A 21449-nucleotide genomic window follows, 5' to 3' on the forward strand; every position below is an offset into this window, starting at 1 on the left:
CATTTAGGCCGTTTCATTAGGAGTTTGTATGTCCAAAAGTGGTTTTGGTCAAATATATAGAAAGCTTTCCAGCAAGCTGCTTGACCTTGTCGTAACACCGCACGTTCTGGGAGAAGTTCCTGCTGAACCGGCAGTCATTACTCAGAGCGATGACCATACAAGCTGTCCTCATAAAATTGTGTGCTATGTACTGCTGAACCATTCACGCAGCAATGCTTTGGTGGTCGATGGCGAAACCCGCCGCTTAAAACTTCATCCGGCATTGAATGCGCTGAATTTAGGCCAGCATAGCGAAAAAGCTTCCGTGCTTTTTTTACAGCACCGTGATGAAAACAATCTGCTGAATCCGCCGCCGCATGCCTTTCCGCCGCGTTTATTGCGCCTGATTGAAGCCCTAGAAAAGCAGCCTGAATTAGATATTGAACTGATTCCAGTGACCCTGCTGTGGGGCCGTGATCCTGAAAAAGAAGATTCTTGGCTCAAACTGCTGTTTACCGACACCTGGTCTACACCAAGCAAAATTAAACAGCTGGTGAATATTGGCCTGCATGGCCGCCAAACTTATATTGAGTTTCACCAAGGCCAGTCCTTACGCGACCTCATTGCATTTGCCAAAAATACGCATCCAAATTCATCGCCTGCAACCTATATTGCCAGCACATTGAATGACTACTTAGATGCACAACGCGAAGTGGTCTTGGGTCCGGATTTATCTGACCGCCGCAATGTCATGCATGGCCTGATCAAAGCGCCCGATGTGCAGGATTCGATCCGCCGTGAAAGTATCCGCAGCAAAATCAGCATGGTCGAAGCAGAGCGTCGCGCGATTGGCTATTTGAACGAAATTGTTTCAGATTATTCGCACTCTACCGTGCGCTTTGCCGATGTGGCCCTGACCCGCTTATGGACGCAGCTGTATGACGGCGTCGAAGTGCATAACTTCAGCACCGTGCGTGAGCTGGCCAAAGATTACGAGATTATCTATACCCCATGCCACCGCAGCCATATTGACTATTTATTGCTGTCTTATGTGATTTATAAACGCGGCCTCATGGTGCCGTACATTGCGGCAGGCGATAACCTGAATATGCCATTCGTGGGGCAAATCCTTCGCGGTGGCGGCGCGTTCTTTATCCGCAGGACGTTCCGCGGTAATGGCCTATACACCACAGTGTTTAAAGAATATCTGTACAGCATTTTGTCGCGCAACACGCCGATTGAATACTTCATTGAGGGCGGACGCTCGCGTACTGGCCGTCTATTGCCGCCCAAAACCGGCATGCTGGCCATGACTGTACACGGCCACCTGCGCGGCCGCGCTAAACCGATTGTGTTCCTGCCAACCTATGTGGGCTATGAACGCTTGATGGAAGGCGCAACCTATGTCGGCGAAATGAACGGCAAACCTAAAGAAGGCGAATCAGTTTTTGGCATTTTGAAAACCTTGCGTAAAATCGAGCGCATTTTTGGCAAAGTGCATGTGAACTTTGGCGAACCGGTATTTTTAGATGACATGCTGAAACAGCATGGTGCAGAAAACATTACGGTAGAAAGCAACGATGCGCCGATTCCGCAGGAAGTTTCTGATGCAGTCAACAGCTCAGCGCATGCGATTTTAGAAAACATTAACCGCGCAGCTGTAATCAATCCGGTTTCTTTATTGTCGCTCATATTATTGGCAACACCAAAGCATACGCTGGATGAAGAAATCTGTGTGAAACAGCTGGACACTTACCGCAATCTATTGACTGCCCTGCCGTATGATGCACGCATGCAAGTAACGCCGTTATCGGGCAAAGAAATTATTGCCTATGGCTTGAAGCTGAAACTGATTAAGCGTGTGAAGCATGTCTTGGGCGATATTATTGCCATTGCTGATAATCAAGCCATTTTGCTGACCTATTTCCGCAACAACATTCTGCATGCATTTGTATTGCCATCATTAATTGCTGCTTTGGTTGAACATAACGGTACGATCAGCCGCGGCGATTTGATCAATGTGATCCGCACACTGTATCCATTCTTAAAAGCAGAACTGTTCTTAAAATGGAAAGATGATGAGCTGAAAGATCAGATCTGCGCTTATGCCAATGCTTTGGTTCAAGCCAAGCTGATTTCTGAAGATGCTGAAGGCAATCTGCTGTCACCTTTGCCGAACAGTGAAAATCACAATCAGCTGGTGGTGCTGGCAGCACCTGTAATGCAAAGCCTAGAGCGTTACTACATGACACTGGCGCTTATTACCCAGCGCGGTTCAGGCAATATCTCGACCCGTCAGGTCGAAGAGCTCAGCCATTTAGTCGGTCAGCGCCTCTCTGTGCTGTATGAGTTCAACTCACCAGAATTCTTTGATAAAGCACTGTTCCAAAGCTTTATTAAAGTACTGACTGAGCAAGGCTACATTAGCAAAAATGAAGAAGGCTCGATTGTTTTTGATGACAGCTTTAAAAACGTTGCGCAATACGCCAACTTGGTCTTGGATGATGTGACGCTGCAAATGCTGCAGCACATTACCACTTTCAGTGATGAAGAGCTGAAAGAGACTTTAGATAAAGTGGCCGCGGAACAAGCTAAGAAACGTTTAAAGCGTAAGAAGAAGTAATCGTAAAACCCTTCCTTCTTGCGTATCTGATGCAGGAAGAAGGTTAAAATGAGGGGCGAGTTTTTAACTTGCCCCTTTTTATTTACTTGGAAGGAAATGGATATTTCTATTTTGGATTTACATAGGGATTTCGTATAAAGATTTTATGCTAAATAATTAAACATTTCCTATGCCATAGCTTTTATCAAAGAATGAAAACTTTGTTCTATATTTTCTATTTCGAATGGAAAAGAAAGACAAATAAAAATTCGATCTTCTTTAGCCGAATCAAAAGCTTTGATGGATACAGTTCTTGTTGAATAATAATCCACAATCCCTTCTTTATTATTAATTTCTATAGCAAATCGAACTCAATTTCCAAAGTCTGAATTTTAAAAAAAGGATGTAGTAATATTTGAGCTTTTAGGTAATTGAAATTTAACTTTTTCCTCGAAATATACAATCCAGTTAATCATTCTCTTGTCTTCGTACTGATTCGGTTCTAACAACCTATTTTGTTCATTTCAAATCCATAATTTATATAAATCCAGTTCAGCGTTAGCCGCACTGGAACGAGGCATATATAAATTTTTTGCTGTACCCCTAATTTTTACAGCACATATCAAAAACAATCATGCTCTAACTGAAAGCCAGTTTCCAGCATGCGCTCCGCAAAAATCCGTTTCCCTGTTTCGCTATTACTTTGCAGCACCAACTCAGGCAAACCTAACTCACGTTGCAGCTCTAAAATCCGCTCATGAAGCGGCTGCGGATAATTATTGGTACAAATATATGATTTTTCTGTATGTTCCACGTGAAGCATAAATACCAAGAAACGCGCCAAATCGTCTATATGTATGCGGTTTGACCATTGAATATTCGGATAGCTTTTTGTCATCTCTGCCAGCTTCTGCATTCGGGCTGATGCACTGCTATAAATCCCAGTCGGGCGGATAATCACGCACTGTGCAGGAAAAGCGGTTTGATATAGCTGCTCCATCTGCAACAGCAGCCTGCCCTGCTCATCACTTGGCAAAGCTACCGTGTCATCATCCACACGCTCACCGGCATTTTCACCATAGACCCGCGTAGACGACACCACTATTATTCTTCGAATCGGATGCGTTTTTAAAGCTTGAGCAATAGGCTGAACGCTATCCACATAGGTCTGCTGATATGCCTCGACAGTGGACTCATTGGGCGATAGCAATACATACACTGCATCTACAGGCGCTATGCCGCTTAAATCCAGCTGATGCACGTCCTGAATCAGATGATTGGCATACGCATCGGTTTTTGGGCTTTGACTGATTGTGGTAATTTGGTGCCCTGCTGCAAATAACAGTTTTGCCGCGCGCTGAGATGTTTTACCATAACCTATAAATAAAATATGCATTTAGCACCTAATCACAGACTTAACATCTGTCCAAAACAGACTGAGGGGAAATGGCTGCCGTTCATCAACTGCAAGGCGTAGGAAACGCTGCTGCCGCATTGCTTGAAAAACTGAATGTTTTCACCACCGACGACTTACTGTTTCATTTGCCGCGTGACTATGAAGACCGCAGCACCATTATACCCATGAATCAGCTGACCGTTGGTCGCAGTTATTTGCTCGAAGGCATTGTCAAAGGTGTCGACTTTCCGCCGGGTAAACGCAAATCGATGGCCGTGCTGCTGGATGACGACACAGGCAAAGTCACCTTGCGTTTTTACCATATTTATAAAGGGATTACCGACCGTGCCAAACTGGGCGCCCGCCTGCGGGTGTTTGGTGAAGTCCGTGTCGGTGCGCGCGGGCTGGAAATGTACCATCCTGAACTGCAGCTGATTACAGAACACACGCCGCTGCCGCAAACCCAGCTGACTGCAATCTACCCAGCAACCGACGGACTCACCCAGCCTAAACTGCGTGAATATGTGAAGCAGGCTTTAGAAAATCACAGTGATGACCTGCCTGAACTGCTGCCGCAAAAATTTACCAATGGCTATGCGCTGAAACAAGCGCTGGACTATATTCACCATCCGCCTGTAAATGCCAATATGCTGCAGCTGACGCAAGGCTCACACCCTGCCCAGCAGCGTTTAATTTTTGAAGAATTGGTCGCGCATCAAGTGAGTTTACTCACCCGCCGCGCTTATATTCAGCAAATAGAAGCGCCTTCATTCAGCCCCAGTAAAACTTTCGCCAAAGCCCTGCTTGGCAGCCTGCCCTTTGAAATGACCGGCGCGCAAAAGCGGGTTTCAAAAGAAATCGCCAAAGATTTAAAACAAAACAAACCTATGCTGCGTTTAGTTCAAGGTGATGTTGGCGCGGGTAAAACACTGGTTGCAGGTGTGGCTGCCTGTCATGCCTTAGAGGAAGGCTGGCAAGTCGCACTGATGGCCCCCACTGAAATTTTGGCGGAGCAGCATTATCTGAATTTTAAAAAATGGTTTGAGCCTTTGGGCCTGACGGTGTCTTGGCTTTCAGGAAAGCAAAAAGGCAAAGCCCGAACCGCCGCTGAGCAGAGCATACAAGACGGCAGCGCGAATTTAGTGGTCGGAACCCACGCGCTGTTTCAAGAGAATGTCGCTTTTGCCAAACTTGGCTTAGTGATTATTGATGAACAGCACCGCTTTGGTGTCGATCAGCGTTTGGCGCTGCGCAATAAAGGCCTCAACGGCATGACGCCGCATCAGCTGGTCATGACCGCAACCCCAATTCCCCGCACACTGGCCATGTCAGCTTATGGCGATCTTGATACTTCGGTGGTTGATGAACTGCCGCCGGGCCGTACCCCCATTCAAACCGTGACTATTCCGTTAGACCGCCGTGAAGAAGTTCTACAGCGCATTGCCACCAACTGTGCCGAAGACAAACAGGCTTATTGGGTCTGTACCTTGGTCGAACAATCAGAAACCTTAGATGCTCAGGCAGCAGAAGCCACTTTTGCCGAAATTAAAGAACGCTTCCCAGAACTGAATATTGGACTGGTGCACGGCAAAATGAAGGCGGATGAAAAGCAGGCCGTGATGCAGCAGTTTAAAAATAATGAACTGCAATTATTGATTGCGACCACCGTGATTGAAGTGGGAGTAGATGTGCCCAATGCATCCATTATGGTGATTGAAAACGCTGAACGTTTGGGCTTGTCTCAGCTGCATCAGCTGCGGGGTCGCGTGGGACGGGGCGCCAAAGCCAGCTTCTGTGCCCTGCTGTATAAAAGCCCGCTGTCGCAAAATGGGCAGGAACGCCTGCGCATCATGCGCGAAACCAATGACGGATTTATCATTGCTGAAAAAGATTTGGAAATCCGCGGCCCCGGTGAGCTGCTTGGAACCAAGCAAACTGGTGATATGGGCTTTCGAGTGGCTAAGCTTGAACGTGATGATCATCTGCTGAATCAAGCGCATTTTGTGGCGCAGCAAATTTTAAAGGAATACCCGAAAAATGCTGATGCCCTGCTGAAACGCTGGCTGCCGGAAGCGCCAAGATATGCGTATGTGTAAAAGAAGATCAGCTTTAATATATTAGGGCTTTAATTTCATCACTTTAAAGCCCAAAGATACAGCCAATATACTCCAGAACAAACAGGCAATCCCAACAACAAGATAATGGATGAGCGATTGAATTGAGATGGCATCAAACTGCACTTTCCAGCCAAATAACCCTATAAAACACAATAAAGTCATTCCCCAATATAGAATCATTCGCTGAAGTTGATGCTGCTGTTCATTTTGACAATTTGGAGATGGATGTTTAGGCAGTTTATAAATGCAAATCATCACAATCAGCAGACCCAGCACTCCACTCAAATATTGCAAAATCTTGAATACTGGAATATTGAATTGACCGAAATGAATGACTTGCTGTAATAAAGGGCTAAGCTGCACAACAAATCCCGACTTGTGCGTAAATGCATCCCAGAGAATATGCGTCAAAATACCCAAAATTAAAGAAACGACCACCTTCCAAAAATTATTGAGCAGATACTTCAACCCATTGAGGTTTTGAAAAACGATGAAGCGCTGCTTGAGAAAGCGAGGCAGATATTCAATGAATGGATCACGAATTACTGTATGGATCAAAAAGGCTAAAATAAGCCCCAAAGGAACATCAACCAAAAATATGCCAATAAAATGATGCCCCATATCGCCTTGCATATTCATTCTTAAAAAATATTCAAAATCAGGCGCCATACATCCTAAAATTAAGCCTGTATAAGATAACTTTTGTTCCTTTAACCATGGTTTAAAGAGCAATGTCGCGGCGGTATGAGAAAAAGTAAAAGGCATGGTCTGGTTTTACACGTTTAATTAAATTGTTTTTTATAAGGAATTAATTGATCTCACGATCACACTATGCAACATTAATATCAAAATTAAAATAAGAATAAAATATGCGCCAATTGATCCATCAGCTCACCCAAAAAGGCTTACAGTACATTTCACCCTGCGTGCTCTGCGGCATCGATGCTCAGCGAAATTACAGCTTATGTAAAGACTGCTGGAATAACCTGCCTTGGATGAAAGAGCCTGTGCTGAGGCAAGAGATGCAAATTTTATCCGCCTGCCGCTATGACTATCCCCTAGACCGCATCATCCAGCAGTTTAAGTATCAGCAGCAATTGCAGTATCAAACTGCGCTGACAGGCCTGCTATGTAGATTGAAATATCCAAAAGTGCAAGCCATTGTCCCCATGCCCATCTCTTTGGAAAAACTGGCTGAACGAGGCTACAATCAATCATTGCAGATTGCCAAAGGTTTAGCTGCGCATTTGCAGCTTCCTATTTGGCAGCCTGTACAGCGGCTGAAACAGTATTCACAAAAAGGCCTCAGCCGTTTAGAACGCCTGCAGGATATCGATCAGCAGTTTGTGCCGCGTGATGATCTTAAAATCCGTTACCGCAAAGTGCTGATTGTCGATGATGTGGTGACCACGGGCAGCTCTATTCATGCTTTAAAGCAATGCTTAGAGCAGCTGGGCTGCAGGCAGATCTATGCGGTTTGCCTAGCTGCCGCCCAAAACTAAAGCAGAAAACCGAAACGGCGGCTATCTACGCGGTCAGATTTGCCTTGCACCACGGAATAACCACTTCCGTCGTCAGCGGCGCCAAAGCGGTTTCTGCATCATCCAAGTCGACCCATTTCATTTCCGCAATTTCCGCCTGTACAGCAGGCGCACGATCCAAAGTGACATGGTAGACATAGCTCACCAGCAGATGATCTGGCTCATTTGCAGTCCGCGTTTCAAAACGGCCTAAGTAATGCTGAATTGTTGCGGTACAGCCAATCTCTTCCTCAATTTCCCGCAAAATAGTCTGTTCAGGCGGCTCATTGAGTTCCAGCTTGCCGCCCACTTGCATAAAACATGCGGTATTACGCTTACGCACCACAAGCATCTGCTGCTGTTCATTCACTACAATGCCTGCAGCCACGGTAATCACTTTCATATATTTTTCACTAAAGTCTGCTTTTCTTGCGCCATTCCCCATTTTGGCTGCGGCGGCACATAGGTTTCGAATTGCGACAGAATATCGTCCAAATCATTCGATGCAATGAGACTGCTGCTGAAACGCTGATGCGTAAAACCTTTGTCTGCAGTCAACTGAATAAACTTGAGCAAATCATCATAAAAACCTGCGACATTAAAAAAAGCGCAAGGCTTCAAATGGATGCCCAGCTGCGCCCATGTCCACTGCTCAAAAATTTCTTCCAGTGTGCCTGCGCCGCCTGGAATCGCAATAAAGCCATCGGACAACTCAGACATTTTGGTTTTACGGTCATGCATATCATCCACAATATGCAATTCAGTCAAATGCGGATGCGCCAGCTCACGGTCGACCAGCTGCTTAGGAATTACGCCAATCACCTTGCCGCCCGCCTGCAGCGCGCTGTCAGCGACCATACCCATCAAGCCTGAACGGCCGCCGCCATAGACCAATGTGATTTGATGTTTTGCCAGTGTCTGGCCTACTAATTCAGCTGTTTTTAAAAAAATGGGATCTGTTCCTAAGGCAGAACCGCAGAAAATAGCTATAGATTTCATGTTCAATTACCCTGTTATTCAATTGTCATGCCGCTAAAATAAACTACATCAAGTTTTTTTAATAAATTAACCATTCGAACAGTGTATTTATTGAAATCCTTGTCTAAAATACACGCATTCATTTACACATACTGCGCAAAGGAGAAAAGACGGCATGCTTGAAGCCTTTTACGCCACAGAGCGCGGTAGCTTAGAAGATGCCACCATTAATGGTGATTTTGATTTACATCCTGAATTGGTCTGGCTCGATCTCATTGCGCCCTCTCAAGAAGAACAGCAATGGATTCTGGACGCCTATGATCAAAATCTGCCAACATTAAAATCACTGGAAGACATTTCGTCTTCAGCACGATTCTACCGTGATGATGACGGCATTTTGCATATCAGTACGTATTTTTTAACGAAAAATAAAAACTTTCAGGTCGATGGCGAAACAGAAGAAAATTCCAGCATTCTTGCCACGGTGCAAACAGTTGCATTCATTCTGCATAAAGAGCGCTTATTTACCCTGCGCGGTGAAAAGCTGGTGGCTTTCCGCGCCTTTCGCGCGCGCGCGCGCCGCAATGACTATGAAATTGACTATAAAGATCCAACCTGGATTTTGCTTGGCCTGCTGGAAGCTAAACTGGATGAGCTTGCGGATATCTTAGAAGATGTCCACAAGGACTTAGAAAAATACTCTACAGAAGTGCTGAACAACCGCCACCGTGAAATGATTTTAGATTTGGATGACATGATCACGCGCCTTGCGCAATTGGAAGATATGCTCGGTAAAGCGCAGCTGTGTCTGATTGACTTGCGCCGCGTGCTGACCTTCCTGTCGCGTCCGCGCGCTTTAGGCAGCCATATTTTCGATGCAGATATTCGAGAGCTCAGTGAAGATGTGCGCTCACTGGTCGAACATGACGCCTTCTTGTTCCAAAAAGTGCGATTCCTGCTGGATACAACCTCAGGCTTCATTAATACCGAACAGAACGATACGATCCGCCGATTCTCTATTTTGCCCAGCATGCTTGCGCCGCCGATGCTGATTGCCAGTATCTATGGCATGAACACGGACGTGCTCCCCTTTGCGCATGGCACCACCAGCTTTATTATTGTCAGCTTGATTCTCATCGCATTCTTGGTGGGGCCAATGGTTTATTTCCGCTGGAAAAAATGGATTTGAATTGGGTTTGAACACCACCTTCTACCCAATTCCAGAACCGTGTTGATTCTATGGTAGTAGATCAGCTTTACTAGGGTAATAAATTCTATCCCAATACGCTGAAACCGAAATACCAGTAAAAACTTTGCTATACACAACCTCTCCCTAACCCTCTCCTAAAAGGAGAGGGAAATTTTGGAGTAATAAAAAAGCGCCCGAAGGCGCTTTCTTTTACAGACAACAATTATATTAAATCAGCTGCAGGTCATGTTCTAAGTGGCAAGCTTGAATGATCTTCATCATTTTTTCAGGCACCGCCTTAAACTGCAGCCCTTGTGCATTTGGCGTCTGGCGCAGCCAGCGCACCAGTACCGCCAGTGCCAGCGTACTGCCTTGCTCCAATTGCGCTAAATTCACCACAATTGGAAATTGCTGCTGAGCCTGAATGGCCTTCAAACCGCTCTGGTAGTACTGCTCAGCATTGCTGTAATCAATTTTTCCAGAAAGCTGCAATTCCTGCTGATCAAATTTAATCATATAAGGCCTGTCTTATTTTTTCTTATCAACCGCTGCTTCAGCATCCGGTTTGAAGTTTGCAATCGCTTTGTCTAAGTTGCCGCCGTTGCGTTTAACTGTCGCGGCGAACTGGTTGCGGAACTGCAAGCCAAGATCAATCCCAGACACGTTAATGTTGCGGATTTTCCACTGTGAACCTTTATCTGCCAACTGGAAAGATACTGGAATTTTTTCGCCATTGTTGTTGAAATCAATGGTCACAACAGGGTTTTTGCTGCCCGTGTCTTTATAAGGACGCATGCTGTAAGTTTGATTGCTGAACTTCGCAAATGCGCTGCCGTAATTTTCAATTAAAGTTTCACGGAAGTTCTTTTCAAACTGAGCGCGCTGCGCCGCTGAGCTGTATTGGTTCGTCGCATAAGTGCCCATCACAATGCGGGTAAATGCTTGCGAATCAATATACGGATCAAGGTTTTGACGAATAATCGCTTTTACCGCAGCAGGGTTATTCTGCAGTTTATTATGGTCTGCTTTCAGGCGTGAAATTAAGCCATCCGCCACTTTTTTAACAAAAGCCGGAGGTGCTTCAGACGGTGCAGCGAATGCAGTACCTGCAATCATTGTTGAAAGGATGCTTGCTGTAAGCGTCTGTTTAAATAAAGTATTCACGCAAAATCTCCTCAAAAATTATTCAGTAAATGCAGGTTCTGCATCTGCTGGCGCTGCAGATGCTTCGTCAGATTGCTCTGATGCACTGCTGTTATTTTCTGACGATTTGCCGGCACCACCCGTTACAAATTTCGTCACTAAATCTTCAATTTCCATCGTACCTTGGGTATTGGCTATGCGGTCACCGCGTTTTAGATAATTCAAGCCGCCGCCCGGTATGATTTTTAAATATTTCTCGCCCAATAAGCCATTGGTCGCAACCATAATGTAAGCATCTTCATCAATGTTAGTGATGGATTTCATGTTATCTAATAGCTGCTTTTCCATTGCTTTTTGTTGCGCTGGATCTGCTGCAGTATAGTCACTGCTGTAGCGCAGTTCTTCTAATGCATCTTTCTGAACTTGCTTCAATTGTTCGGGATTAAATGTGGTCAGCCCGCCATCTAATGAAATATGCACCGTTGCTAAACGGGTCACTGGATCTAAAGTAATCGCATCGACCTGCCCGATTTTCACACCGCTCATCGCCACTTTCGCACGCGGCTTAATGCCGTTGACATTTTCAAATACGGCTGTCATTTCATACGGGTCTTTCATGGTGTTGCCCACTAAGCCGCTGACGCGCATTGCTAAGAAAAACAATGCAATACCGAATAAGATTACGAATATACCGACGGCCAGTTCACTTGCACGTGATTTCATTAAACACCTCCAAACATGACCGCAGTCAACACAAAATCAAAACCTAATACACACAGCGACGAATACACCACAGTCCGAGTGGTTGATGTCGCAATTCCTTCAGAGGTCGGCTCACAGGCATAGCCTTGATAGACCGCGATCCCCGTGCAAATAAATGCAAACACAAAACTTTTAATAATGGTGCCGTTAAACACATCTTTATAAAACTGTACGGCATTTTCCATGCCGCTCCAGTAAGAGCCTTCATCTGCGCCAAGGAAATCCACCCCGACCATTTTGCCGCCCATAATGCCTACCGCAGCAAAAATCACTGACAGCATCGGCAAGCTGAAAATACCTGCCCATAAACGCGGTGAAATCACCCGTTTTAATGGATCGACACCAATCATCTCCATACTGGACAGCTGCTCAGTTGCTTTCATTAAGCCAATTTCAGCAGTCAAAGCGGAACCGGCACGGCCAGCGAAAAGCAAAGCCGCAACAACAGGCGCCAACTCACGCAGCAAGGTTAATGACACCGCAGCGCCCAGCATCGCTTCACTGCCAAAGGTCACCAAAATGCTGTACATCTGCAGGCCCAGCACCGCGCCAATAAATAAGCCTGACACCACAATAATCAGCAGTGACATCACACCGACACGATACATCTGGTAAATGAACAGCTGAACACCCAGCCAAGTTGGCAAAGAAAACAGCACCTGCAGCAGCATCAGCGCTGCTGTGCCTATACCGCGCACGCGCTCTATCACGCGGCGGCCTAATGAAGCAATCGCATTCATTGATTCACCTCATGACTTAAATACGGCTGATGACTGAATTGATAATCGACAGGGCCTTCAACTGAACCCGTCAGGAATTGGCGGACAAATGGCGAAGCATGTGTTTTCAGCTGTTCAGGCGTACCTTCACCCTGCACTTTGCCTTCGGCAACCACATAGATATAGTCTGCAATTGACAATGTTTCCGCCACATCATGCGAAACAATAATGGTGGTTAAGTCCAAAGCTTCACGCAACGAACGGATCAGGCGGGTTAATACCCCCATCACGATCGGGTCTTGTCCGGCAAAGGGCTCATCATACATAATCAGTTCTGGATCCAATGCAATTGCACGCGCCAAAGCGACCCGGCGGTTCATCCCGCCTGACAGCTCAGAAGGCATCATTTGCTCTGAACCGCGCAATCCGACTGATTCCAGTTTCAGCGCCACCATCTCGGCAATTAAATGCTCTGGGAGTTTAGTGTGCGCGCGTATTGGAAAAGCGACATTTTCATAAACAGACATATCGGTAAACAAAGCGCCGCTTTGAAACAGCATGCCCATTCGCGCGCGCGCGGCAAAAAGTTCTGCACGCGACATCAATGCAATGTTTTTTCCATCCAGCAGTATTTCACCCTGATCAGGGGTCAGTTGACCGCCAATCAAACGCAATAAAGTCGTTTTACCTGTACCGGAAGGTCCCATTATGGCCGTAATCTGTCCGCGGCGGATTGTTAAACTGACATTGTCGTAAATGACGCGCTCGCCCCGCTTAAAGCTCAAATTTTTCACTTCAATCAGTGATTGAGCCTGCTGGGGTATTTGGTTATTCATAGCTGAGCGTTTTCCTGCATTTTTTCAGCATGCATACTATAAAGGATTAGCGTATAAAATGTTACCACCGCAAACGATAAGTTGCGCTGGAATGCGGCTGTATTTTGTTTATTTTTTCCGCAGAATTTAATACTTTATATGAAGTTCAGTTAAAGTTGTTATACAGGTAATAAATAATATTGCAAATCAGCAGCGCCAAACCAATACAGCGCAGCGCCAGCGAAATACCTGTTTTTTTTAATTCAATAGATTCAGTATCCATAATCATCAAAAAACTCAAAAAATATGAACCAGTATACATTTTATTCTATAAAGTGTGCAATAAAAAAAGCCAGTGTTTCCACTGGCTTTTTTACTTTAAAGCTAAATTCTAGACTTAGTCATTAAATTTACGGCGCGGACGGTCCGCATTGAATTCACGCTTTGGACGGTCTTCGCCGCCAAAAGTACGCTTCGGACGATCTTCACCGCCAAAAGTACGTTTTGGACGATCATCAAAAGAACGCTGCGGACGGTCACCGAAACCGCCTTCACGGCGCGGAGCTGGACGGTCGCCAAAATCACGCTTTGGACGGTCGCCGAAGCTGCCTTCACGGCGCGGTTTGTAATCTACGCTGTTGCCACGGTTGTCATCATTCGAATTAAAACGCGGTTTATCGTTGAACCCACCTTCACGGCGCGGCGCTGGACGGTCACCGAAATCACGCTTTGGACGGTCATCGAAAGAACGCTGCGGACGGTCACCAAAACCGCCTTCACGGCGCGGAGCTGGACGGTCGCCAAAATCACGCTTTGGACGGTCATCGAAAGAGCGTTGCGGACGGTCACCGAAACCGCCTTCACGGCGCGGACGATCTGAATTAAATTCGCGGCGCGGACGATCTTCGCCACCACCAAATGATGGACGATCACCACGAGGTTTATCATCGTAGCTGCGACGTGGACGATCATCACCGCCTTCACGGCGTTTGAAGTTTGATTCACCTTCAAAACGACGACCGCCGCCAAAACCGCCACGACCGCCATCACGACCACCGCCGTTACGACCACGACCACCGCCATCACGACCGCGACCGCCGCCATCACGACTACCGCGTGCAGGAGGTGGAGATGGCTCAAGGCCTTCAATTTCAGATACTTCTAAACGAGCATCTAGGTAATCTTCTAGCGCACGGATTTTACCGCGTTCACGGTAAGTCGCTAAAGTGATTGCTTTACCAGTACGGCCAGCACGGCCAGTACGGCCAATACGGTGTACGTAGTCTTCGTTCTTCATTGGAAGGCCGAAGTTAATTACGTGAGAGATCGTTGGTACGTCAAGACCACGTGCAGCTACGTCAGTAGCAACAAGGATTTTTGCGCGGCCTTCACGGATGCTGCGTAAACGGCGGTTACGTACAGTTTGCGGCATAGCACCGTGAAGCGCTACAACAGAAAGACCAGCTTCTGCAAGCTCTTCAGCCAGCATGTCTGTATCTTCTTGAGTTGAAGCGAATACAACTGCTTGATCTACGTCTTCTTCATTCAACCAATGCGTCAGCAATTTTTTCTTGTGCTCGAAACCATCAGTCCAATGCAAAGTTTGCGTAATATCAGTATTTGTAGAATGACCAGTTTCGATCGCAATACGTTCTGGATCATTCATCATGCGTTCAGCAAGATTAATAATACGCGGCGCAAAAGTTGCAGAGAACATTAAAGTTTGCTTGCGGTTTGCAGCCAAATCGCTGATTGCTTCAAGGTCTTCAGAGAAACCTAGGTCAAGCATGCGGTCAGCTTCATCCACGATCAAAGCATCAACATTGTCTAGCTTGATTTGACGGCGGTTTACAAGGTCAAGTAAACGGCCTGGAGTCGCAACAACAACTTGCGCGCCTTTTAATTGTTGGATTTGCTTACCAAAAGGCATACCGCCCATGATTGCAGCAACACGAACACCTTTCATGTGACGTACAAGAGCGATTGCATCTTGACATACTTGCTGTGCAAGTTCACGAGTAGGAGAAATAACAAGAATATTCGGTTGAGTTACTGCTTTCATACGGTCTTTAAATGAAACCAAAGTTTCTTGGCCAGCTAAACCGTTTAAAGTTGGAAGTAAGAAAGCAGCTGTTTTACCAGAACCTGTTTGGCTTGATACAAGAAGGTCTTTACCTTCTAAAGCAGCAGGAATTGACTGCTCTTGAACAGGAGTGGGAGCGGTAAAACCTAGCGTCTCAAGTGCTTGTTGAAGAGACAGGTCTAAAGAAAAATCAGCAAAAGTTTTGCTCATAGAGATATTCACCCTAATGTGGGTGCTCCATTAAATATATGGTCTGATGGACATCGGCAAAAAGCGGCACAGCAATAAACGCTGAAAATATAGAGTCAGCGGCGATCCGAGAACGACGATGCGTATAACGCACACATGATTACAGCCGCAACCTGAAGGAATCGCTTAAGCGATTGGGTGGGGCGCGAAAAATTGTCCTCTCTTTGGACCGGACGCGCATACACAATATAGAAGAGAATGTTCAGGTAATGAACGAATTAAGTGCGTGGGCGGATTATAGCAGGATATTTAATAATGTCACGAAGTTTTATTGTTTTTTCCTGTTTCTATCCTAAACAGGCGTGCGATTGCATGATAAATAGCTAAAAGACCTCATTATTTTATAATTCCATTATTTTTTATTATCCTCAAGAAGCATCCGTCCCGACATCGCATAGCCATATAGAAAATAACATTTGAGCCAGCAATACTTTTAGCGCAGGCTGCTAAATGAATGATCACGCTGCATCCAGATCATATAAATGACTGACTGCGTCAATTAAAACCCCTGCTGGTCCTGAATTAGGATTCGAGTTAATACACTCCGCCTATACAATAATTATGTTCAATAGCATAAAAAACCCTCAATAATGAGGGTTCCTTATAAACTCGAACTGCGTCGCAGGCAAAGGCTTATTTAGCCGCTTCGCCCCAAGCAGGTACAACTGCTTGCATTAACGGTTTCAGCATTTTCATAGAACAAGCGATCACTTGACCGTTTTCCATAGAATCTGAACCGCCGCGCGCATCAACCACTGTACCGCCCGCTTCTTTCACGATTAATTCGCCCGCTGCGATATCCCAAGGCTTTAAGCCAAGTTCAAAGTAGCCATCTAAACGGCCCGCTGCAACATAAGCCAAATCCAGCGCTGCAGAACCTGAACGGCGGTATTGCGCGCCTGCTTCAGTAACATTCAGCAATGAATTAAAATGATTTTTTGCATAAGAGACAACTTCACCATTGCGCACTTTACGGAACGCATGGCCTACACCCATAAAGGTATTGTCTAAGCTGTCTTTAACATTCACACGAATACGGCGCTGGTTCAACATTGCACCGCGGCCGCGGCTTGCAGAGAATAATTCATCTTTTACAGGGTCATAAATGACACCGTGCTGTGTTACACCTTTGTGCTGTACAGCAATAGATACGCAGAAATGAGGGAAACCATTAATAAAGTTCAGTGTGCCATCAAGCGGATCGATCACCCAGCACCAATCTGCATCATGACCTTTGCCTTCTTGAAAACCAAACTCTTCGCCTAGGAAGCTGTGGTTTTTATAGCTTTTGCGCAGTGTATCGATTGTCAGCTGCTCAATGTAGCGGTCTACACGAGTGACTGGGCCATCGATACCTTTTTCTTCGACTTGCAGATCGAGTTTATGACGATTTTGATGCGCTTTTAAAAGCTCTTGACCAACTAATTGAGCCGCACGCGCAGCCATCACCACCATAGGTTCCATTGAACACCCACTACAAATTTGAAGACACTGATAAAGAATAATGCATAAAAGCCCAGATATTTTAGCAAATATCTGGGCTTTTAGGGAAAAAAATGTTTCTAAAATTTATGGCCAGCTTAGCGCGCGATGTGCAGCGCCTTTTGCCAAGCCTGTTCGATTGAATTTTCAATGCCTTTAGCATCCAATCCTGCTTGCTGCAGCATCTGTCCATGCGTCGCCTGATGCAGGAACTCATCGTTCAAGCCTAAATTGCACATTGGCTTCACAATTTGCGCTTTGGCTAAATATTCATTCACCGCACTGCCCGCGCCGCCCATCACTGCATGTTCTTCTACAGTAATAAATAGCACAGTGCTGTCCGCAATCGATTCAATCAACTGCTCATCCAAGGGTTTGACGTAGCGCATATTTACCACGCGCACCGCTACATCATGCTGAGCCGCAAAGGCTTCAGCCGCCTGCAGCGATGCTTGAACACGGCTGCCAAAGGCCAACACAGATACATATTCATCATGCTGTTCATTGAATACAGCAATGGTTTCCGCTTTACCAATTTCCATCGCTGTCATTTGGTTTTGGATTATCACACCTAAGCCATTGCCTCGCGGATAGCGCACAGCTGCTGGCCCCTTATGCAAATATGCGGTATGCAGCATTTGGCGGCATTCATTCTCGTCTTTTGGCGCCATAATCACAATATTGGGAATCGTGCGCATGTAAGCATAATCATAAGCGCCAGCATGCGTTGGCCCGTCTTCACCGACCAGTCCAGCACGGTCAATACCGAAAGTGACATCCAGATTCTGCAAAGCGACATCATGCACAAGCTGATCATAGCCGCGCTGCAGGAAGGTTGAATAAATCGCAACAACAGGTTTTAGACCTTCACATGCCATCCCCGCTGCCAAAGTCACCGCATGCTGTTCTGCAATCGCCACATCAAAATAGCGTTCAGGGAATTGCTGAGCAAACTTTACCATGCCTGAGCCTTCGCACATGGCCGGGGTAATCGCAATTAAACGCTCGTCTTGCGCCGCTTCATCACATAGCCACTGACCAAATACATCTGAATATTTAGGCGCAGTATTGACTGCTGCAGGCGCATTGATTTTGCTGATGGCGTGATATTTGATTTGATCTGCTTCGGCTGGCGCAAAGCCTTTGCCTTTTTTGGTATAAATATGAATTAAACGCGGGCCTGAACGCTTTTTCAGCGCCTCAAAAACTTGTGTCAGCTGGCGTACATCGTGACCGTCAAATGGCCCGAAATAATCAAAGCCCACTGCTTTAAATAAGTTATCTGCCGCATCAGTCGCAGAACTGTGCAGGCGGGAATTATAATTCCACTCCGGATAAGGCTGAACAAAAGCTTCACCATCTTCAGAGATATTAATCGATTCACCGCGCTCCCACAGCGCAGCCAAGTGCTTCGCAAAACCGCCAGTGCTGCATGAAATCGACATATCATTGTCGTTCAGCACCACCATCAAGTCTGCATTGTGCGCAACAGCATCGTTCATCGCCTCAAAAGCCATGCCTGCGGTCATTGCGCCGTCACCGACAATCGCAACTACATCGCATGGGTCTTTTTGATAACGGCGCGCAAGAGACATGCCTAGACCAGCAGAAATAGCAGTCGACGAATGGCCAACACCAAAAGTGTCAAATTCTGATTCTTCACGTGCTGGGAATGCAGCTAAACCATCTTTAGAGCGGATGGTTACCAGCTGTTCACGGCGCCCAGTCAGCGCTTTATGCGGATAAGCCTGATGACCCACATCCCAAATTAATCGGTCATGCGGGGTATTAAAGCTATAGTGCAAAGCGACGGTCAGCTCAATCACGCCAAGGTTGGCGCCAAAGTGCCCGCCGCTTTGTCCAGCTGCATACAAAATGAATTGACGCAGTTCATCCGCCACCTGCTCAAGCTGGCTGCGCTCAAGCAAACGGAGCTGCTGCGGATGATCAATCGTATCCAGCAGCGGTGTATTCGGACGATGAGACGGTATTTCTGTATACAGCATAATATGGCAAAGCCTTCTAAAGCCTGGCAATTCCTAAGCTAGGTCAAATGGATATCCGATCATACTGTCGGATTGTATCACCTGCAATCAGCCATATTTCTAGCGTTGCAATTTTGAACAGCAGTCAAAACTGGGTGTTTGTAGAGTGTTGCAGATTATCCTGAATAATCTGACTATTTATCAACTATTATCGTTCGCTTTATACAAAAAAGAAAATGTTCTGCATAAATTCATCGTTGCTATTCTACCAATGTCCAAGCATTACGCTATACTTTAGTCAATTTATGAACGAAGAAACGGGTTTAACAGTGCCTATAGAGTTTGTCGCAACATCGAGATTACCTACTGCATTTGGCGAATTTAACATTACAGTATTCCAAGATCCTGAAACTGGCGAAGAACATGTGGCACTCTCTAAAGGTCTGGAAAAAGCCCCAGAAGGCCCTGTCTTGGTCCGCATTCACTCGGAATGCTTGACTGGCGATGCCTTTGCATCATTAAAATGCGACTGCGGTCCGCAATTGCAGGCCACGCAAAAACTGATTAATGAAGCAGGACAAGGCGTAATTTTATACCTGCGCCAAGAAGGCCGAGGCATTGGTTTAACCAATAAAATCCGCGCTTATGCTTTGCAGGATCAGGGCCATGATACCGTGGACGCCAACTTAATGCTGAACCTGCCAGCTGATGCGCGCCGCTATGATATGTGCAATATCATGCTGGATCATTTGCACATTAAAGACGTTCGCCTGATTACCAACAATCCCCTAAAGATTAAAGCGCTGACTGATCTGGGTGTAAATGTTGTAGATCGCGTTGCCTTGACCGTTGGTCTAAATCCATTCAATGAAGCCTATTTAAAAACCAAACATGAGCGCATGTCGCATATGTATGATAAGGATGATTTTTAAAAGTCCTCGAAATTCTCCATAAATTAATCCCTCCAAACCTCCCTTTACAAAGGGAGGCTTTTCCCCTCTTTGATAAAGAGGGGTTCGGGGAGATTCAAATCGTCATAGAAAAAATCCGGCTCTGCGGCATTTTACGTTTTAAATGCAAGTCAAACGCCATGCAGGTATTGCGTACAAACGGTTTGCCCTGTTCAGTCACCTGAATATTTTTCTCATGAATCTGCAGCAAACCATCCTGCTGCATCTCTGCCAGCTGTTCCAGCACTTGCCCTAATTCAGGGAAAGCCTGCGATGGCTCATGCCATGACGTTTGAAAGCTGCACATCAAATTTAAAATATGCTTACGGATCACCAAGTCTTCTGCAGACAACACATGCCCGCGGTAGACCGGGATTTCGTTCTGCTCCAAACGCACATAATAATCTTCTAATTTCTTTTCATTTTGTGCAAAACTGTACCAGCTGTCGCTGATGGATGACATGCCCAGCCCAATCATTACTTGAGTTTTTGAGGCGGTATAACCCATAAAGTTGCGGTGCAGGCTGCCCTCTGCAAAGGCTTTGGCCATTTCGTCGGATGGCAGCGCAAAATGATCCATCCCAATTTCATGGTAGCCATGCGCCAGCAGCTGCGCTTTGCCCTCTTCATAGCATTGGCGTTTCATTTCATCTTTAGGCACATCGGCATCTTTAAAGCCGCGCTGGCCATTGCCTTTGATCCACGGCACATGTGCATAGCTGTAAAAGGCCAAGCGGTCTGGCATCAGACGCTTGGTCTGATCAATGGTGTGCAGCACATCCTGCAAGCTTTGAAATGGCAAGCCAAAGACTAAATCATGCGAAATAGAGGTATAGCCAATTTCGCGCGCCCACTGCGTTACGCGCTCTACATTGTCATAAGGCTGAATGCGGTGAATGGCTTTTTGCACCGTTTCATTGTAGTCCTGCACCCCATAACTGACACGGCGGAAACCCAAGTCGTACAGCGCCTGCAAATGCTCACGGCTGGTATTATTGGGATGCCCCTCAAAACTAAATTCATGCTGCGGCGCAACTTCGGCTTTGCTCAGAATGCCTTGAATCAGCTGGGTTAAGTGCTCTGGTGCAAAAAAGGTTGGCGTGCCGCCGCCCAGATGAATTTCTTTAATCACCGGCGTGTCTTGCAGTAGCTCACAATACAGCTGCCATTCTTTTAACACGGCCTGAATATAGGGCTGCTCCATGTCATGCTTTTTGGTGACTTTTTTATGGCAGCCGCAAAAGGTGCAGAGGCTTTCACAAAATGGCAGATGAATATACAGACTAATGCCTTCACTGCGGTTAGATTCATTAAAAGAGCGTTTCAGCGTCTGCTTCCAAATATCCAAAGAAAAGGATTGTTCGTCCCAATACGGCACAGTCGGATAACTGGTATAGCGCGGTCCCGGCACATTGTACTTTTGAATAAGCGATTTTGCCTGCTGCATACGCACTGCCCCATCTGCATTAAATGATCAATT

General features: G+C 46.1%; 19 protein-coding genes. 5 read left to right on the forward strand and 14 right to left on the reverse strand.

The genetic code is table 11. From position 1 onward, the window contains the following. Positions 1-28: 28 nt before the first annotated feature. Positions 29-2602: a glycerol-3-phosphate 1-O-acyltransferase PlsB gene (plsB, locus tag B9T34_RS10400; RefSeq protein WP_086213066.1), complete on the forward strand. Its 2574-nt coding sequence runs from the start codon at positions 29-31 to the stop codon at positions 2600-2602. A gap of 601 nt (positions 2603-3203) precedes the next feature. Here plsB and B9T34_RS10405 read toward each other — a convergent pair. After that, on the reverse strand, positions 3204-3977 hold the full coding sequence (locus B9T34_RS10405; protein ID WP_086213067.1) for an NAD(P)H-binding protein: 774 nt from the start codon (positions 3975-3977) through the stop codon (positions 3204-3206). A 50-nt stretch (positions 3978-4027) separates the two neighbouring features. Here B9T34_RS10405 and recG point away from each other — a divergent pair, with 50 nt between their 5' ends. Beyond that, positions 4028-6073, forward strand: a complete 2046-nt coding sequence (gene recG / locus B9T34_RS10410) for an ATP-dependent DNA helicase RecG (RefSeq protein ID WP_086213068.1) — start codon at positions 4028-4030, stop codon at positions 6071-6073. A 21-nt stretch (positions 6074-6094) separates the two neighbouring features. On the opposite strand, the gene B9T34_RS10415 is transcribed toward recG, so the two are convergent. Further along, positions 6095-6859 carry a DUF4184 family protein gene (locus tag B9T34_RS10415; RefSeq protein WP_086213069.1) on the reverse strand — a complete coding sequence of 255 codons (765 nt, stop codon included), beginning with the start codon at positions 6857-6859 and terminating at the stop codon, positions 6095-6097. A 104-nt stretch (positions 6860-6963) separates the two neighbouring features. On the opposite strand from B9T34_RS10415, the gene B9T34_RS10420 reads away from it, so the two are divergent. Continuing rightward, the gene (locus B9T34_RS10420) at positions 6964-7596 is read left to right on the forward strand and encodes a ComF family protein (RefSeq protein WP_086213070.1); all 633 of its coding nucleotides are present in this window, start codon (positions 6964-6966) and stop codon (positions 7594-7596) included. Positions 7597-7621: 25 nt separating this feature from the next. On the opposite strand, the gene B9T34_RS10425 is transcribed toward B9T34_RS10420, so the two are convergent. Together B9T34_RS10425 and B9T34_RS10430 are read right to left on the reverse strand one after the other, a co-directional pair. Beyond that, complete coding sequence (locus tag B9T34_RS10425) at positions 7622-8017, reverse strand: NUDIX hydrolase (RefSeq protein WP_086213071.1); 396 nt, start codon at positions 8015-8017, stop codon at positions 7622-7624. Next, positions 8014-8613, reverse strand: a complete 600-nt coding sequence (locus B9T34_RS10430) for a TIGR00730 family Rossman fold protein (RefSeq protein ID WP_086213072.1) — start codon at positions 8611-8613, stop codon at positions 8014-8016. Before B9T34_RS10430 ends, B9T34_RS10425 begins: the two co-directional genes overlap by 4 nt. Positions 8614-8767: 154 nt before the next feature. Between B9T34_RS10430 and B9T34_RS10435 the strand changes: the two genes are divergently transcribed. After that, positions 8768-9781, forward strand: a complete 1014-nt coding sequence (locus B9T34_RS10435) for a CorA family divalent cation transporter (protein ID WP_086213073.1) — start codon at positions 8768-8770, stop codon at positions 9779-9781. A 228-nt stretch (positions 9782-10009) separates the two neighbouring features. On the opposite strand, the gene B9T34_RS10440 is transcribed toward B9T34_RS10435, so the two are convergent. The 9 genes from B9T34_RS10440 to dxs form a co-directional block, all read right to left on the reverse strand. Then, positions 10010-10297, reverse strand: a complete 288-nt coding sequence (locus tag B9T34_RS10440) for an STAS domain-containing protein (RefSeq protein WP_086213074.1) — start codon at positions 10295-10297, stop codon at positions 10010-10012. Between the two features lie 12 nt (positions 10298-10309). Then, on the reverse strand, positions 10310-10945 hold the full coding sequence (locus tag B9T34_RS10445; RefSeq protein WP_086213075.1) for an MlaC/ttg2D family ABC transporter substrate-binding protein: 636 nt from the start codon (positions 10943-10945) through the stop codon (positions 10310-10312). An 18-nt stretch (positions 10946-10963) separates the two neighbouring features. Then, a complete protein-coding gene (locus tag B9T34_RS10450; RefSeq protein ID WP_086213076.1) occupies positions 10964-11647 on the reverse strand; it encodes an outer membrane lipid asymmetry maintenance protein MlaD in 684 nt (227 codons plus the stop codon). Further along, positions 11647-12426, reverse strand: a complete 780-nt coding sequence (gene mlaE, locus B9T34_RS10455; protein ID WP_086213077.1) for a lipid asymmetry maintenance ABC transporter permease subunit MlaE — start codon at positions 12424-12426, stop codon at positions 11647-11649. Before mlaE ends, B9T34_RS10450 begins: the two co-directional genes overlap by 1 nt. Next, positions 12423-13241 (reverse strand): ABC transporter ATP-binding protein, encoded by an 819-nt coding sequence (locus B9T34_RS10460; protein ID WP_086213078.1) that lies wholly within the window; start codon positions 13239-13241, stop codon positions 12423-12425. The genes mlaE and B9T34_RS10460 overlap by 4 nt, the downstream gene beginning before the upstream one ends. A gap of 145 nt (positions 13242-13386) precedes the next feature. Beyond that, positions 13387-13509 carry a hypothetical protein gene (locus B9T34_RS19145; protein WP_265733482.1) on the reverse strand — a complete coding sequence of 41 codons (123 nt, stop codon included), beginning with the start codon at positions 13507-13509 and terminating at the stop codon, positions 13387-13389. A 108-nt stretch (positions 13510-13617) separates the two neighbouring features. Next, positions 13618-15513: a DEAD/DEAH box helicase gene (locus B9T34_RS10465; RefSeq protein ID WP_086213079.1), complete on the reverse strand. Its 1896-nt coding sequence runs from the start codon at positions 15511-15513 to the stop codon at positions 13618-13620. 672 nt (positions 15514-16185) lie between these two features. Then, positions 16186-17016: an inositol monophosphatase family protein gene (locus B9T34_RS10470; RefSeq protein WP_086213080.1), complete on the reverse strand. Its 831-nt coding sequence runs from the start codon at positions 17014-17016 to the stop codon at positions 16186-16188. A 116-nt stretch (positions 17017-17132) separates the two neighbouring features. After that, complete coding sequence (gene dxs, locus B9T34_RS10475; RefSeq protein ID WP_086213081.1) at positions 17133-19040, reverse strand: 1-deoxy-D-xylulose-5-phosphate synthase; 1908 nt, start codon at positions 19038-19040, stop codon at positions 17133-17135. A gap of 308 nt (positions 19041-19348) precedes the next feature. Between dxs and ribA the strand changes: the two genes are divergently transcribed. Next, a complete protein-coding gene (gene ribA, locus B9T34_RS10480; protein ID WP_086213220.1) occupies positions 19349-19951 on the forward strand; it encodes a GTP cyclohydrolase II in 603 nt (200 codons plus the stop codon). Between the two features lie 94 nt (positions 19952-20045). On the opposite strand, the gene hemN is transcribed toward ribA, so the two are convergent. Further along, the gene (gene hemN / locus B9T34_RS10485) at positions 20046-21416 is read right to left on the reverse strand and encodes an oxygen-independent coproporphyrinogen III oxidase (RefSeq protein ID WP_086213082.1); all 1371 of its coding nucleotides are present in this window, start codon (positions 21414-21416) and stop codon (positions 20046-20048) included. Positions 21417-21449: the final 33 nt, after the last annotated feature.

The organism is Acinetobacter sp. ANC 3813 (assembly GCF_002135435.1).
GTDB lineage: Bacteria > Pseudomonadota > Gammaproteobacteria > Pseudomonadales > Moraxellaceae > Acinetobacter.